The organism is Streptomyces sp. NPDC054887, from assembly GCF_053610585.1.
This window is the reverse complement of the sequence record NZ_JBSGYQ010000029.1, coordinates 27,178-41,767: the sequence shown is the minus strand read 5'-3', so window position 1 is coordinate 41,767 and position 14,590 is coordinate 27,178. Positions and strand designations below refer to the sequence as shown.

The 14,590-nt window shown below is 74.3% G+C and carries 13 protein-coding genes; 3 read left to right on the top strand and 10 right to left on the bottom strand.

The window, feature by feature from the left end; genetic code table 11:
• Positions 1–13: 13 nt before the first annotated feature.
• From ACWGH0_RS18125 to ACWGH0_RS18115, 3 genes are all read right to left on the bottom strand, one after another.
• Positions 14–2,623 (bottom strand): alpha-L-arabinofuranosidase C-terminal domain-containing protein, encoded by a 2,610-nt coding sequence (locus ACWGH0_RS18125; RefSeq protein ID WP_453405147.1) that lies wholly within the window; start codon positions 2,621–2,623, stop codon positions 14–16.
• A gap of 122 nt (positions 2,624–2,745) precedes the next feature.
• Positions 2,746–3,180, bottom strand: a complete 435-nt coding sequence (locus tag ACWGH0_RS18120; protein WP_453405146.1) for a hypothetical protein — start codon at positions 3,178–3,180, stop codon at positions 2,746–2,748.
• A 476-nt stretch (positions 3,181–3,656) separates the two neighbouring features.
• Entirely contained in the window at positions 3,657–4,718 is a 1,062-nt protein-coding gene (locus ACWGH0_RS18115) for a hypothetical protein (RefSeq protein WP_453405145.1), read from the bottom strand.
• A 271-nt stretch (positions 4,719–4,989) separates the two neighbouring features.
• Here ACWGH0_RS18115 and ACWGH0_RS18110 point away from each other — a divergent pair, with 271 nt between their 5' ends.
• Positions 4,990–6,075: a WD40/YVTN/BNR-like repeat-containing protein gene (locus ACWGH0_RS18110; RefSeq protein ID WP_453405144.1), complete on the top strand. Its 1,086-nt coding sequence runs from the start codon at positions 4,990–4,992 to the stop codon at positions 6,073–6,075.
• Between the two features lie 80 nt (positions 6,076–6,155).
• Here the strand turns inward: ACWGH0_RS18110 and ACWGH0_RS18105 are convergent, their stop codons facing one another.
• Positions 6,156–6,833: a uracil-DNA glycosylase gene (locus ACWGH0_RS18105; RefSeq protein ID WP_453405143.1), complete on the bottom strand. Its 678-nt coding sequence runs from the start codon at positions 6,831–6,833 to the stop codon at positions 6,156–6,158.
• A gap of 224 nt (positions 6,834–7,057) precedes the next feature.
• On the opposite strand from ACWGH0_RS18105, the gene ACWGH0_RS18100 reads away from it, so the two are divergent.
• Together ACWGH0_RS18100 and ACWGH0_RS18095 are read left to right on the top strand one after the other, a co-directional pair.
• Entirely contained in the window at positions 7,058–8,092 is a 1,035-nt protein-coding gene (locus ACWGH0_RS18100) for an N-acetylglucosamine kinase (protein ID WP_453405142.1), read from the top strand.
• Positions 8,093–8,187: 95 nt separating this feature from the next.
• Positions 8,188–9,111 (top strand): sirohydrochlorin chelatase, encoded by a 924-nt coding sequence (locus ACWGH0_RS18095; RefSeq protein ID WP_453405141.1) that lies wholly within the window; start codon positions 8,188–8,190, stop codon positions 9,109–9,111.
• Between the two features lie 131 nt (positions 9,112–9,242).
• Here ACWGH0_RS18095 and ACWGH0_RS18090 read toward each other — a convergent pair whose 3' ends face one another.
• The 6 genes from ACWGH0_RS18090 to ACWGH0_RS18065 all read right to left on the bottom strand — a co-directional run bounded on the left by ACWGH0_RS18090 (position 9,243) and on the right by ACWGH0_RS18065 (position 14,580).
• Complete coding sequence (locus ACWGH0_RS18090) at positions 9,243–10,259, bottom strand: lactonase family protein (RefSeq protein ID WP_453405195.1); 1,017 nt, start codon at positions 10,257–10,259, stop codon at positions 9,243–9,245.
• Between the two features lie 259 nt (positions 10,260–10,518).
• A complete protein-coding gene (locus ACWGH0_RS18085) occupies positions 10,519–12,042 on the bottom strand; it encodes an FUSC family protein (protein WP_453405140.1) in 1,524 nt (507 codons plus the stop codon).
• Positions 12,043–12,303: 261 nt separating this feature from the next.
• Positions 12,304–12,804, bottom strand: a complete 501-nt coding sequence (locus ACWGH0_RS18080; RefSeq protein ID WP_453405139.1) for a gas vesicle protein K — start codon at positions 12,802–12,804, stop codon at positions 12,304–12,306.
• On the bottom strand, positions 12,801–13,076 hold the full coding sequence (locus ACWGH0_RS18075; protein ID WP_453405138.1) for a gas vesicle protein: 276 nt from the start codon (positions 13,074–13,076) through the stop codon (positions 12,801–12,803). The genes ACWGH0_RS18080 and ACWGH0_RS18075 overlap by 4 nt, the downstream gene beginning before the upstream one ends.
• Positions 13,073–13,981 (bottom strand): GvpL/GvpF family gas vesicle protein, encoded by a 909-nt coding sequence (locus tag ACWGH0_RS18070; RefSeq protein ID WP_453405137.1) that lies wholly within the window; start codon positions 13,979–13,981, stop codon positions 13,073–13,075. The genes ACWGH0_RS18075 and ACWGH0_RS18070 overlap by 4 nt, the downstream gene beginning before the upstream one ends.
• On the bottom strand, positions 13,978–14,580 hold the full coding sequence (locus ACWGH0_RS18065; RefSeq protein ID WP_453405136.1) for a gas vesicle protein: 603 nt from the start codon (positions 14,578–14,580) through the stop codon (positions 13,978–13,980). Before ACWGH0_RS18065 ends, ACWGH0_RS18070 begins: the two co-directional genes overlap by 4 nt.
• Positions 14,581–14,590: the final 10 nt, after the last annotated feature.

The following is a 14,590-nucleotide window of genomic DNA, read 5'->3' as shown; positions in this document are numbered from 1 at the left end:
CGTGCGCGGGGTCTCAGTCGGTCCTGATGCGCATGAAGGTGACCGAGTGGGCGGGGAAGGTGTGCGTGAAGGTGTTGTCCACCCCGTCGAGGGTGGAGCGCTCCGGTTTGATCGGCCGGTCGGTCGGTGTGTTGACGGCGTCGGGCGCCCCCTGGAGCGTGGTCAGACGCGCCCTGGGCGACACGACGGTGGTCTCCCGGCCGAGGTCGATCTTGGTACGGGCGGGCGCGTCCTGGGCGTTGACGACCTTGACGACGAGCTCGCCGGTGGCCTTGTCGCGGGTGACGACCTGGCGGAACGGTTCGGCCGCCTTGTCGTCGGTGAAGCTCCCCCACTCCCGGCCGTCCAGGAAGAGGGTGACCTGCCGGCCGCGTACCTGGACCCTGACGTCGTACGCGCGGCCGGTCTCGATCGTCGTACCGCGCTCCACGAGGGTCTGCTTGGCGCCGCCCACGGCCTTCTCGACGACGGAACGGGTGTTGTTCCAACCTCCGAGGTTCCACCAGTAGTAGTTGCCGGTGTCCTTGACCCCGAAGGCGATCAGGAAGCCCTCCTTGCCGGACTGCTTGGTGGCCCTGAGCTTCAGGTCGTAGTCGTGCCACGCCGGGTCGCCCGCCGTGACGAGGGTGTTCTCGGCCGACACGTCGGACTGGACGTACGCCCCGTCCCGCACGGACCACGAGCCGGTGCCGGCAGCCCTGGTCCAGCGGCTGTCGTCGCCGGAGAAGTCGTCGGCGAAGAGTCCGGCCCCGGCCGCCGACGTGACGCTCACGTCGTCGTACGCCGCCGCCGTGGCCCAGGTGGACAGGCCCACGGCTCCGGTGATGGGGCCGGTCGCGGCGGGGGAGCCGGACGCCCTGCTCGGTACCACCTGGTCGCCCACGTTGTTCATGAACAGCTTCTGCGTCTCGTAGCTGGCGCTGCCCCAGGAGGCGGTGTTGTCGAACCAGATCATGTTCGGCCGCCACTGCGTGTCGTTGGTGTCGGCGAGGAGCGGGGCGTACGAGGCGAGCTCGACGACGTCCGCGTTGCGTTCGAGGCCGGTCATGAAGGCGGCTTCGGCCAGGGCGTTGGAGAAGCGGTTGTCGAGCGACGCGTACTCGCCGAGGAAGACCTTGGGGCCCTCGCGGTCGTAGGCGTCGTACCGCTCGTTGTTCTCCAGGAACCACTGCGGGCTGTTGTAGTAGTGCTCGTCGACCATGGCTACGCCGGCGTCGCGGTTCAGCTGCCAGGCGCGGTCGAAGACGGTCCCGCTGTCGTCGGGGCCGGAGTTGCTGATGACGGTGATGCCGGGGTGCTCGGCCTCGATGGCCTCGCGGAACGCGGTGAAGCGCGCGAAGAACTCGTCGGGGAGGTTCTCCTCGTTGCCGACCTCCAGGTGGGTGAGGCCGAAGGGCTTGGGGTGGCCCATCTGCGCGCGCTTCCTGCCCCACGGGGAGGTCACAGGACCGTTGGCGAACTCGATGAGGTCGAGTGTGTCCCGGATGTGGCGGCGGAGCAGTGCCGGGTCGTCGGTCGCCCTGTTCTGACCGCAGCCGGTGACGAGGGCGGGGACCACGGGCAGGGCCATCGCGCCGATGTCCTCGGCGTACTGGAAGTACTCGTAGTAGCCGAGGCCGTACGTCTGGTTGTAGCCCCAGAAGTTGGCGTTCACCGGCCGCTCCTCGACCGGGCCGACGGTGTCCTTCCACTGGTAGGAGCGCCTGCGCTCGAAGTCCGGCGCCTCGTACGCCTCGTGGCTGCCGGTGTTCACCAGGCAGCCGCCCGGGAAACGCAGGAATCCGGGTTCCAGGGCGGCGATCTTCTCGGCGAGGTCCTTGCGCAGCCCGTTGGGCCGGCCCTTGTAGGTGTCGCGGGGGAAGAGCGAGACCATGTCGAGCCGTACGGTGCCGCCGCCGGCGGCGGTGACGGCGAGCCGCCCCGCGCCGCTGCTGGTGCGGGCGGTGAGCGTTCCGGTGTACTTCGTCCAGCGGTCGCCGCGTGCGGTGATGCGCAGGGGCTTCGCCAGCGGGGTGGCGCCGCCGTCCCCGGCGCGCAGTTCCACGCCGAGCGGCGTGCCGCTGCCGGGTCGGTCGGTGCGGGCCCAGACCGAGAAGTCGTACTTCTTGCCGGCGCGGACGGCGATCCCCTCGTTGTAGCCCGTGTTCGCGACGCCGAACGCCGCGCCGCCACCGCCGTTTCCGGACAGGTCGAGCCGCAGATAGCGGCGGTTGCGCGGGTTCATGCGCTCGCCGTCGTCCACGACGCGAGCCGTGCCGGCCGCTCCGCCGCTCGCGGTCTCCTGCCAGGAGGTGAGCGGGGTGTACGCGCGGTTGTCGGCGGGGTCGTACTCGAAGGAACGATTCTGCACGAGCTCGGCGTACAGCCCGCCGTCCGCCGCGTGGTTGATGTCCTCGTAGAACACGCCGTACATCGAGTCGTCGATCGCCGGGCCCGTGCGGGTCGGGTCGACGCTGATCGAGTAGTCGACGGGCTCAGCTTCGGCGGCCTTTCTTCCGACGGCGGCCTCCACCGCTGCGGCGGCCGGCTTCTCGGTGGGTGCGACGACGAGCGCGGCCGTCAGGCCGGTGAGGACCGCGGACGCGACGACGAGCCGGCGTCCGCCCCTTCTGTTACTGCGCATACGGGCTCCTGGTGTTGCTCGTTCGAAATATCGGGCGTTGACCACAATCCCGAACGTGAACATAGGCAGGTGCGCATGACAGGTCAACTCCCCTGCGGGAGTGGGATTTTCGGCGGTGCGGGTTACGCGCGTCGCCGCAGGGCGATGTCGGTGTCCGCCGCGTAGCTCTGGGTCCACTGGCGTCCGCCGTCCGACGCCCAGGTGACGTGGACGGTGTCGCCGTCGGCCCTGACGCGTTCCACGGTGATCACGCGCTCCCCCGTCCGCACGTCTCCGCGCCGCAGCTCGCCCGCCTTGACGGTGGGGAAGGTGTCCTTGAGCCGCGCCTCGGCGTCGTCGGCGGCCCGCAGCAGGGCGGCGGCCAGTTCCCGCGCCTGCGCGGGCGCTGCGACGAGGGGGACGTACTGGCCGGCCCGTACGTCCTGACCGGCCTGTACGCCCTGACCGGACCGTACGCCGATGTGGACCTGCCCCGCCTCCGCGTCGCCGGCCGGGCCCGGGGCGACCTCCACGAGGGCCGCGGGATCGTCCGGCGTGTGCAGGCGGATGTCGGGCATGTTCACTCTCCTCAAACGCGCGCGCCCACGGCGACCGAGCCGATGGCCGCTGCGGGGCCGGCCTCCATGATCCCCCGGGTACGGCTCGGGGGGCACGACGGGCGCGGGGGGCGCGGGCCCGGGTACGCCTCGGTGGCGGGTGGGGGGCGCGGCGTCGTGGGCGGGCCGCCGGCGACCCCGCGGGCGTACACGCCGGCGCGGGGGTCGGCGGCGCCGTGAACGGCCGGGCGGTGGCGTGGCGCAGGCAGCGCCCCCGCCCGACCCGTCGCCCGACCCGTTACGCGCGGCATCCGATGTCGGTGCGGGCTGCCGGTTCGGAGTACGGACCGCAGCGCTCCCCGCCGCCGCCTCGACGGGCTCTGCCGTTCCTCGGTCCGGGGGGGGCCGAGGGCTCGGAGTACGGGACAGCGGCACTCCGAACCGTCGGCGGACTCCCCGCTCTCGGCCGCCCGCGCCGGCGCGGCCGCTTCGCCGCGCTACCAGTCGCCGTCCGTCACCGGCTTGCCCGGTGCGTCGCCGAGTGGGTGAATCTGGTGGGGGGACGGCTGTTGCCACGGTGTGTGGTCGTCGCCCAGCCACTCACCCACCGGCTTCACGCCGCCCAGCGCGTCCGTCGGCGCCAGGTCCTCGCCGTCGGCGTCGTAGTAGTCGAACCACGGGAGCCCCGCCCGGGTGTACGCCGCCCGGTCGACGGGCGACGGCGGCGGCTCCTCCCCCGTGATCCGCCGCCACTCCGGCGGGGTGACCAGGTGGACGAAGACCCGGCCCGCCGGCTCGGCGGCCCAGTCGGATGCGGGCCGGTCGTCCTTGTAGACCTCCTGGCGCATGGAACCGCCCACGCCCAGCCCCATCGCCGCCGCGGCCCGCGGCGCGGGTGCGGCGCCATAGCCGCCGGTGGGCGCGGACATCATGGCCGGGGGTGGCATCGGGGCCCCCGGAGCGGGCGCGCCGTACACCGCCTGCGGCGGCATCGCGGCCCTGCGCTCCGCCGCCCGCCGCTGCTCCTCCCGCCACGCGGCCAGGGGCCCCTCCGCGAGCGGCCACGACTGGAGTTGCAGTCCGCCCCACTTCTCCTCGCCCGTGACCTGGCCCTCCACCGTCGCGCCCAGTCCGAGCGGCACCGCGACGAACTGCCGCACCGTGCCCGTACCGGAGTTGATTCCGTCGAGCCAGGGCTGGCGCGGCAGCACGAGGTAGTTCTGCGGCCCCCGCGACAACCGGCTGTTCCACGGCTTGCCCGAGACCGCGCACACCTTTCCCACCGCCACCTGGAGGGCGCCCGGCTCGACGGTGCCGGCGAAGCTCAGCCACATCGCCTCGCGCAGGTACACGGGCAGCATCACGCCGCCTCTGGCCAGCCACTCCCGCGGCACCGTGGCGGCGTAGTCCTCGACCCTGCGCAGCGGGAAGTGGCCCAGGCCCGGCGGGAGGGAGTGCGTTCCCTTCTCGGGCAGGCGCAGCGTACGCACGAAACGCACCCGTACCCCGCCCGGCAGCAGCAGACTGTCCCCGTCGATCCGTACCGCACCGTTGGTCACCGGCGCACTCCCCTCGCTTCGGTACCGCTGATCGCTCCCGCTGTTATAAACGATCGTTCCGTACCGTGCGGTTCCATTTCCTCGTGCGCGACCGGCCGCCGGCGCGTTCTCCAGCCCCGTCGGGCGACGGTACTCCGCCATGGCGGCCGACTGGGTTCGAGCGTCCAACGTGCCGTCCGACCTGCGGTGACGCCGCTGCTGGGGCCCACTGTCAGTGGTCGGGTGCACACTGGCCCGTATCTGAGACAACGGCGTCCTGGAGGTGTCGGCCATGACCGACGTACTGCTCACGGTAGGTACACGAAAAGGTCTGTTCATCGGCCGCAGGCGCGGCGGCGACTGGGAGGTCGACGGACCCCACTTCAACGCGCAGGCCGTGTACTCGATCGCCATCGACACCCGGGGCCCGGTCCCCCGGCTGCTGGTCGGCGGGGACAGCGCGCACTGGGGCCCGTCGGTCTTCCACTCCGACGACCTGGGCACGACCTGGGTCGAGCCGAAGCAACCCGCTGTGAAGTTCCCCGAGTTCACGGACACCTCGCTGGAGCGGGTCTGGCAGCTGCGTCCGGCCGGGGCCGAGGCGCCCGACGTGGTGTACGCGGGAACGGAACCGGCGGCGCTGTTCCGGTCCGAGGACCGGGGCGAGTCCTTCGAGCTCGTCCGGCCGCTCTGGGAGCACCCCACGCGCTCGCGGTGGGTGCCGGGCGGAGGCGGCGAGGGGCTCCACACGATCATCACGGACCCCCGGAACGCCCGGGCCGTGACGGTGGCCGTGTCGACCGCCGGGGTGTTCCGCTCGGTGGACGGCGGGGCGAGCTGGACACCGTCGAACAAGGGGGTGTCGGCGGTCTTCCTGCCCGACCCCGACCCGGAGTTCGGCCAGTGCGTGCACAAGATCGCGCAGGACGCGGCCGATCCCGACCGGCTGTACCTCCAGAACCACTGGGGGGTGTTCCGCAGCGACGACGCCGGGGCCAACTGGTCGGACATCGGGGCGGGGCTGCCCTCGACCTTCGGTTTCGCCGCCGCCGCGCATCCGCACCGCGCCGACACGGCGTACGTCTTCCCCATCACCGCGGACTCCGACCGGGTGCCGGCCGGCAACCGCTGCCGGGTCTACCGCACGGCGGACGCCGGGGCGAGCTGGGAGCCCCTGTCGGCCGGGCTGCCGCAGGAGGCGCACTACGGGACGGTGCTGCGCGACGCGCTGTGCACGGACGACGCGGACCCGGCGGGTGTCTACTTCGGCAATCGCAACGGCGAGCTCTTCGCGAGCGCGGACGACGGCGACAGCTGGCGGATGCTCGCATCGCATCTGCCGGACGTGCTCTGCGTACGGGCGGCGGTCATCGGCTGAGCCACCGCGGGTGCGCACGGGCCTTTCCCGTGCGCATCGCGGTTCCCCCCGCTCACCGTGGTTCGGGACGCGTCCCCGGCTCAGGGGAGCTGCCAGTCCACCGGCTGCGCGCCCTGGCGGACGAGGAGGTCGTTGGTGCGGCTGAACGGCCGCGAGCCGAAGAAGCCGCGGTCGGCCGACATGGGTGACGGGTGCGCGGACTCGACGGCCGGGAGGTCGCCGAGCACGGGCCGCAGATTGCGGGCGTCCCGGCCCCACAGCACGGACACCAGCGGCTTCCCGCGCGCCACCAGGGCGCGGATGGCCTGCTCCGTGACTTCCTCCCAGCCCTTGCCCCGGTGGGCCGCGGGTTTGCGGGGAGCCGTGGTCAGCGCGCGGTTCAGCAGCAGCACGCCCTGCCGGGTCCAGGGCGTCAGGTCACCGTTGGAGGGGCGGGGCAGTCCGAGGTCGGTGTGCAGCTCTCGGAAGATGTTCTCCAGGCTTCCGGGCAACTGGCGCACGTCCGGCGCGACCGAGAAGCTGTGCCCCATGGCCATGCCCGGCGTGGGGTACGGGTCCTGACCCACGATCAGCACCCGTACCTCGTCGAAGGGCTGCTGGAACGCGCGCAGGACGTCGGGTCCGGCGGGCAGGTAGGTGCGGCCCGCCGCGATCTCGGCGCGAAGGAAGTCGCCCATGGCCGCGATGCGCCCCGCCACAGGGCGCAGGGCGTCCGCCCAGCCGGGCTCGACAAGTTGGTTCAACGGTAGTGCTGCCACGGCGCGTCACTCTACTGGTGCGACCCGCACACGCCCCAACCCGTCCGTGGCGGTGGGCAGGTGCCCGGCCGCCCGGCGGCCGCGCGGGCCCCGGCGGCGCGATGCGCGACGGTGCGGCGGGCGGCGGCGCGGCGGGGTCGTGCGGCGGCGGGCCGGGCCGGGGCCGGTGCGGTGACCGGGGGATAGGGTGCGGTCGTCGCTGCTCGTCTGCCTGGAGTAGGTCCATGACGCTACGTCCCCGCACCTCCGGTCCCGCCGGCACGCCCTGGGTGCTCGGGGTCGACTCCGGCGGTTCGGGGCTGCGGGTCGCCCTGGCGGACGCGTCCGCACCGGAGAGCGCCAAGGTCACCTCGTCGCGCGAGCCGGTGCGCACCGGCCCCGCCGGTATCGACGCGGCGCATCTGCTGGAGCAGTTGCTCCCCATGGCCCGCGCGCTGCTCGGCGAAGCCGGCGAGGGGAACGCCGCCGCTCCCCCCGTCACGGTCGGCGCCGTCGCGATCGGCGCGGCCGGCATGGCGACGCTCGGCGACGACCTGCGCGCGCGGCTGCCCGAGGCCCTGGCGGGCGCCCTGGGCGTACGGCGTCTCGCGCTGGCCGCCGACGCGGTGACGGCGTACACGGGAGCGCTCGGCCTGCGGCCGGGAGCGGTGGTCGCGGCCGGCACCGGCATGATCGCTCTGGGCACGGACCTGACCGCCTGGCGCAGGGCGGACGGCTGGGGGCATCTGCTGGGTGACTGCGGTGGCGGTGCGTGGATCGGCCGCGCGGGACTGGAAGCGGCGATGCGCGCCCATGACGGGCGCCGCGGGGGCTCCCCCGCGCTGCTGGCCCGCCTGGAGGCGGTGCTCTGTCCCGCCGCCGAACTGCCCGGCCTGCTCTACCCGCGTACCGACCGCCCCGCCGTGCTGGCCTCGTTCGCGCCGGAAGTGGCCCGCTGCGCGACGGCCGCACCCGCCGATCCGGTCGCCGCGCGCATCCTGCGGGAGGCGGCCGGGCACATCGCCGACGCCGCCGACGCCGTGTGCCCGGACGGAGAGTGCGAGATCGCCCTCACGGGCGGCCTGTTCAAGATGGGCGAGCCACTGCTCGTACCGCTGCGGGCGGCGCTCGCCGAGCGGCGGCCGCACGCACGGGCCGTCCCGGCGGCGGGAGATCCGCTGGCGGGAGCGGTACGCGTGGCCGCAGCGCTCGCCACCGACGGCCTGCGGCTGCCCGTCGACGGGCGGCTGCTGCACCTGCCGACAGAGCAGGGCAGTTGAACGCATAGCGACTCACGGGATAAATACGGACAGACACCGCTGCAACGCCCCCTCCCCGAACAGCCGAGCACACAAACCCAGTAGCATGCGGCGCCATGAGCTCCCCCACTGGGCCCGCATCCGGCCTGCCTGTACGAATGCCGCGACCACGCCAGTCCGGACGGCACCGCCGGCCGGAACCCGTGGTGGCTCCCGAGGGCGCGCCCGCGCTTGTCCTCGCCGTCCCCGGCACCCCGGGCAGCGCGTCGCGCAGCCTGGCGGAGGAAGTCGTCAGCATCGCCCGTTCCGAGCTGCCCGGTCTCGATGCCAGGATCGGGTACCTCGACGGCGACAACGACGAGTACCCCGCCCTCGAAAGCGTGTTGGCGCACACCGCCGCCGAGCGCACCGCCCGCTACGAGCAGGCGCGCGCCGCGGGCCGTGAGGCCGCCGAGCCGCAGGGCCCCTCGGCGGTCGTGGTGCCGCTGCTCGCGGGCCCGGAGAACGCGCTGATGCGCCGGATACGGCAGGCCGTCATGGACAGCCGCGCCGCCGTCGAGCTGACCGACGTCCTCGGCCCGCACCCGCTGCTCGCGGAGGCCCTGCACGTGCGCCTCTCGGAGGCCGGTCTTTCCCGCGCCGACCGGGCCAGGCTGTTCACGGTGGCGACGGCGGCCGACGGCATCATCCTGGCCACCGTGGGCGGCGACGAGGCCGTGCAGGCCGCCGGGATCACCGGCATGCTGCTGGCCGCGCGACTCGCCGTACCGGTGATCGCCGCCGCGCTCGACGAGGAGGGATCGGTGGCCGCCGTGGCCGAGCAGCTGCGCGGTTCCGGTTCGACGCTGCTCGCCCTGGCCCCGTACGCGATCGGTCCCGAGGTGCCCGACAGCCTCCTGGACGCGGCCGTCAAGGAGGCCGACTGCGCCACCGCCGAGCCGCTGGGCGCCTACCCGGCGATCGGCAAGCTGGCCCTGTCGCACTACACGACGGCGCTGGGCATCGCTCCGCAGCCGGCTCAGGGCATGCCCGCCCACTGAGCCGCCCCGAGCGACCCCGAGGGCCCGCACCGGTCGTCCGGCGCGGGCCCTCGGCCGTTGGCCCGTGATTCGTCCTCCGCTCGCCCGCGTGCGGGCGCGTCCAGGGACGCCCCGGCGGACGCGGCCCGCTCTCAGCCGAAGACGACGCAGGACGCCGCCGGCGCCTCGACGGAGCCCGCGCGGCGCGGTATGCCCGTCTCCTCGTCGATGTCGAACCAGGTGACGTCGCCGGAGCGCTCGTTGGCGGCGTAGAGCCTGCGCCCGGACGGATCGAGGGTGAGGTCGCGCGGCCAGTGCCCGCCGCAGTCCACGGTCGTCACGAAGTCCGCCACGGCGCCGCTCGGAGCCAGCGCGAGCACGGCGATGCTGTCGTGCCCCCGGTTCGCCACCCAGAGGAAGCGCCCGTCGCGGGCGACGACGGCCTCCGAGGGGTACGTCGGACCCTGCGTGCCCGGCGCCACCACAGGGGCCTCACCGAGCGCCACGAGGACTCCGGACTCCGCGTCCCAGCGGCATACGGTGACGGCCGGCTCCAGCTCGCCCACGACGTACGCGTGCCCGCCGCCGGGGTGGAAGGCGAGGTGACGCGGGCCGCTGCCGGCCGGCAGCGTGGTCTCGGTGTGCACGCGCAGGGTGCCGGTGGGCGCCGCGAGGGCGCAGACCCGTACCGAGTCGGTGCCGAGGTCGACGCTGAGCACCCACCGCCCCGTGGGATCGGGCAGCACCTGGTGCGCGTGCGGCCCGGCCTGGCGGTCCTGATCAGGGCCGTTGCCCCGGTGGTGGAGTACGCCGGTGGCGGCCTCCGGGGCCCCTTCCGCGCCGATCGGGAGGACCGTGAGGCTGCCCGAACCGTAGTTGGCGGTCACCACGTGCCCGGCGGCGAGCGCGAGGTGGGTGGGCGCCGCGCCGCCCACGGGGACCGGGTCCCCGACGGGGAGCGGGGCGCCGCCGGCGGACACGTCGAACGCCGCGACCGCTCCGTCGTCCGTCTCGCTGACGGCGTACAGAATCGTTCCGCCGGGCGCGAGGGCCAGGAACGACGGGTCCGCGAGGGTACTGGTCGAACCGAGGAGGGTCAGCGCGCCCGTATCCGGGTCGACGTCCGCGGCGGTGATGCCGCGGCCGCCCGCCGAGGTGAACGACCCGATGAACGCCCGGACCGGCCACCCGGACCCCTGCGCCCGTCCGGCAACCGGTTCGGCCTCGTTGCTGCTGCTCACCGTGGAGCCCCTTTCCGCCATGTGATCGCGTACAGCCGTGCGGGCTGCGTGGGCCGCGAGGCCCGGTGACATTCTCCCGGGCGGCGCGGCGGGTCAGGAGCCGGCGGCGGGAAGTCCGCCGTTCATGATCCCGACCAGCGGGGATTCCGAAGAGCTCAGGAGCCGACCGGCGGGGACGGGGAGAAGCTCAGGATCCGACCAGCGGGGAGTTCGGGGAGCTGTGCAGGGGCGCGGCGAGTTCGGTGAGCACCTTCTCCAGGCCGTGGAGGTGGCGCAGGGCGGCCTCGGCGGTCGGGTGGTCGTGCGGCTCCGCGACCGTACGGGCCTCGGGGCCGGGCGCGGCGGCCGGCCGGCCGCCGGGCGACACCAGGGCCTCGACCGCGGCCTCGACGCGCCAGCAGGCCGCTGCCAGGCGCGCGTCGTGCGACGCCTGCGGGTCGGCGGCGACGGAGGCGAGCCCGCGCACCTCACGGGCGCAGTCGTCCAACAGGGCGAGGACCTGGCGGGCACGGGCCTTGCGGGCGCGCAGCGGGTTGAGGGGGTGGACGAGAGGGGCGAGCGAGAGGCGCGCGCGGCCGATCACGACCTCGAGCCGGGCGGCCAGCGGCGCGGGGTCGGCGTCCGGGTCCCCGGCCAGCCGGCGGGCCGCGGTGGTGGTGCAGTCGTGCACGCTGTGCACGGCCCGCTCGATCCAGGCGTGGGTGGCGGAGTGCGTCGTGATGGGCAGCACGAACGTCACGGCCAGCGCCGCGCCAAGGGCGCCGACGCCGGTCTCCGCGAGCCGCAGGGCGAGCAGGCTCGGCGCCAGGGCGCCCAGCAGCCCGTACAGCAGGGACACCATCAGGGTGACCGCGAGCATCATCCAGCTGTACGACACCGGTGCGGTGTAGAAGATCCCGAAGACGCACACCGCCACGAGGGCCGCCGTGGGGGCGACCGCGCCGTGCAGCGGCAGGGCGAGGAGCAGGCCGGCGACGATGCCGACGACCGTTCCCAGGACCCGGCGGAAGCCGCGGAGCAGCGTCTCGCCGCGCGACGAGGTGTTCACGAAGATCCACCAGGCGGCGCCGACGGCCCAGTACCAACGCCCCTCGGAGAGCACCTGGCCCACCACGAGGGCGAATCCGCCGGCCACGGCCACCTGGACCGCCTGGCGGGTCGTGGGACGCGCCAGGCCCGTGCCTCCGGGGAGCGCGGGGGCGGTCGGCGGCGGCAGGCGTCGCTCGTAGCACCACAGGCCGAAGCGGACCGCGGAGGAGGCGAGCAGGGCGAGCGCGACGGCGGAGTACAGGCCGGGCAGCTGGCCGGGGACCGTGTGCAGGAACTGCGCCACGAAGAACATCATGAAGGCGAAGACGCCGAGCGCGTGGCCGCGCGGCCCCCAGCGCCGGGCGTACACCCCGAGCCCGGCGACCGCGAGGAACGCCGCGTCGCGCAGCAGCGGGGTGTCGTGCAGCCCGGCCGCGAGAGCGAGGACGGGGAAGCCGACGGTGGGCAGCAGGGCCGTGCTCAGCACCTGGGAGCGGACCGTGGCGTCGGTGACCGTGAACAGGGCGAGGAGTGCGGCGAGGCCGCCGGTGATGACCGCGGGGAGGGTGTGTCCGGTGAGGCCGCAGACGGCCACGGCCAACCCGACGCCGAGGACGGACCGGGTGGCGCTGCGCAGCCGCAGCCGACCCGGGTCCGGCACCACGAACATCCTCTTCAGCACTGCTTTCCGCCCCGCCTTCGCCCTGACATCGCACGGATGCCGTTCCCGACATCGCTGCGATGCCGCACCGACATGAAAAAGGCGCCACGGAGTCCGCGGCGCCATCGACCCACCCATAAGAACATCTGCCGCCCGCATGGCTCAAGTCGGACCCTGCGCGCTGTGCCATTGGCCCAGTGGAAACCGGGGATAACTGATCCGGTGCGGGCCAACGGACCACGGGTGCGCGAGTGGCCCCGCCGCACCCGGTGCCGTACGCCGTCAGCCGGGCGGCCCGGGGGGCGGCTCGGCGGGCGGGAGCAGGGTGCCCAGCGGGCCGAGGTCCAGGTTGAGGTCCTGCATGGTCAGGCCGTAGCGGTCGCAGAGGTCCGTCATGCGGTCGTGGAGGAGCATCAGCGTCATGCCCAGGCGCTCCTCCTGGTCCTCGGTGAGGTCACCGGCGTCCACGCGGTGCATGGCCTGGCGTTCCATCAGCTGGCGCAGGAGCTCGACGAGCGTCAGGACCAGTTTCATCAGGTCCCGCTCGACGGTGTCCGGGTCGGCGTTGATCCGGGCGCCGGTACGGGGCGTGCGCTCGTGCCCCGGCCGGGGAAGGTCCTGCGGGGCGGCGGGGAACAGGCGGAAGGCACGGCCGGCCGCGTCGGCCACTTCGTCGTAGCGGCTGCGGGCGTCCGCGGCCTCGGGGGTGTCCCGCGGGTCGGGCGTATCCCGCGAATCGCGCGACTCACGGGGGCCGGGCGTGTCCCGGGCGTCGGGTGTCATGGCGGGCGGATGCCGTCGTCCGGCGGCGGCAGGGCTGTGACGGGGCCACCACCGGGTGGCCACGGCGCCGGCATCTCGGCGCTGATGGAGGTGATGAGGGAGCGCAAGGAGATGCGTACGAGGTCGATGTCGGCGATCGAGAGGGTGATGTCACCCGTGATGACGGCGCCTCCGGTGAGCAGGCGGTCCAGCAGGTCGATGAGCGCGACCTGGCGGTCGGGCAGCGGGGGGCGGTCCGGGGGGCCGGGCGCGGCGCGGTCGGCGGCCGTCACACGATCACTTCCGGGCCCTGTGCGCCGCTGTCGTCCAGCCCCGACGCGGCGAAGGAGTACGGCGCCCACGGGCCGGTGATCTCCACGCGGATCGCGCCCGACTCCGCCGCGGCCCGTTCGACCGCGAGCCGGAAGTCCTCGGCCCCCTCGCGCGGCACGAGGTACGCGTCGTTGACGATGTTGTCGCCCGAGCCGCCGGCCAGCGGGCCCTGCTGCGGGCGGTGGCGGGCCTGCTCGACCGCGTGGGCCCGCGCGGCGGCCTCGACGCGCTGGGCGGATTCCGCGGCCGCCCGGATCGCGTCCTGGCGGGTGTCGCGCTCGCGGTGGCGGCTGCGCAGGTACGCCCGTCCCGGGCTGAGTTCCGCCCCGGAGGCGGGCGGCGTGGCGGCGGCCGGCTCCGGCGGCGGCGCGAAGTACACCTTGACCCCCCATTCCACGCTGCCGGCCAGGCGGGCGAGGCGGCGCTCGAACGCGGTGCGGTCGGCCGTGAGCATCGCGCGTACGCGGTCGTCGTCGCGGTAGATGGTCGCCAGCCGCAGCGGCAGGACGGTGCCGCCGGCCGCCACGGCGTCGATGACGCCGTGGTGCGCCCGGGCCACCGCCTCCAGCCAGGTGAGGTCCTCGAAATGGGCCGCGAGGGGCGCCGCCTCGAAGTCCCGGGCCGGGACGTCGCCGGCGATCGCCGCCGGGCCTCCCGCCTCCCCCGTCACCAGCCGCACCGGCGCGTCGGCCACGCCCCGCAGGGACGCCACCGCCTCGCGCAAACCGTCGCGCGGGGCCGCCACGCCGTACACGTAGGTCACGGTCGCGGAGGTCGCGGAGCTCTCCGAGGTCGCGGAGGTCGCGGCCGATCCGGTGGGCGGAGTGGAGCCGGTCAATGCCCGGTCCTCGGTGGAGCCGGTCATCGCTCGGTCCTGGGCGGCCGCTTCTCAGCGGGGCGGGCGGGCTCGGACCCCGCGGCCTTGCGGCGGGGCCGCTCGGGCGTCCGTTCCGGCGCGCCCTCCGGCGTCCGCTCGGGCCGGCGCTCGGTGGCACGCTCCGGCGCCGCCTCCCCCGCCCGCTCGACGGGCCGCCGCCGCTCGGGCGCCCTCTCCCGGGCCCGCTCGGCGGGCCGCCGCCGGACAGTCCGCTCGACGGGCCGCCGGTCGGCCGGCGGGAGTTCCCGGGCGTCGCGCAGGGCGGCGATCTCCTCACGCAGCAGCCGGTTCTCCTCGGCCAGGTCGCGGGCGCCGCCCTCGGCGCGGGAGGACAGGGACGGGTCGTGTTCCCACCAGTCGATGCCCATCTCCTTGGCCTTGTCGACCGAGACGACGAGGAGGCGCAGTTTGACGGTGAGCAGTTCGATGTCGAGCAGGTTGATCTGGATGTCACCGGCGATCACGATGCCCTTGTCCAGTACGCGCTCCAGGATGTCGGCCAGGTTGGCCGACGTGCCCTGTCCGTACGGCGCGGGGGTCGCCCTCGACTCGAAGGAGCCGAGGTTGCCTGTGGCTGGTTCGGTCACGGCCGTTCGA

Coding starts and splice junctions, on each gene's coding strand:
- ACWGH0_RS18125 (WP_453405147.1), bottom strand. CDS start 2,623: ATGCGCAGTAACAGAAGGGGCGGACGCCGGCTCGTCGTCGCGTCCGCG.
- ACWGH0_RS18100 (WP_453405142.1), top strand. CDS start 7,058: ATGACGCTACGTCCCCGCACCTCCGGTCCCGCCGGCACGCCCTGGGTG.
- ACWGH0_RS18120 (WP_453405146.1), bottom strand. CDS start 3,180: ATGCCCGACATCCGCCTGCACACGCCGGACGATCCCGCGGCCCTCGTG.
- ACWGH0_RS18110 (WP_453405144.1), top strand. CDS start 4,990: ATGACCGACGTACTGCTCACGGTAGGTACACGAAAAGGTCTGTTCATC.
- ACWGH0_RS18080 (WP_453405139.1), bottom strand. CDS start 12,804: ATGACACCCGACGCCCGGGACACGCCCGGCCCCCGTGAGTCGCGCGAT.
- ACWGH0_RS18095 (WP_453405141.1), top strand. CDS start 8,188: ATGAGCTCCCCCACTGGGCCCGCATCCGGCCTGCCTGTACGAATGCCG.
- ACWGH0_RS18070 (WP_453405137.1), bottom strand. CDS start 13,981: ATGACCGGCTCCACCGAGGACCGGGCATTGACCGGCTCCACTCCGCCC.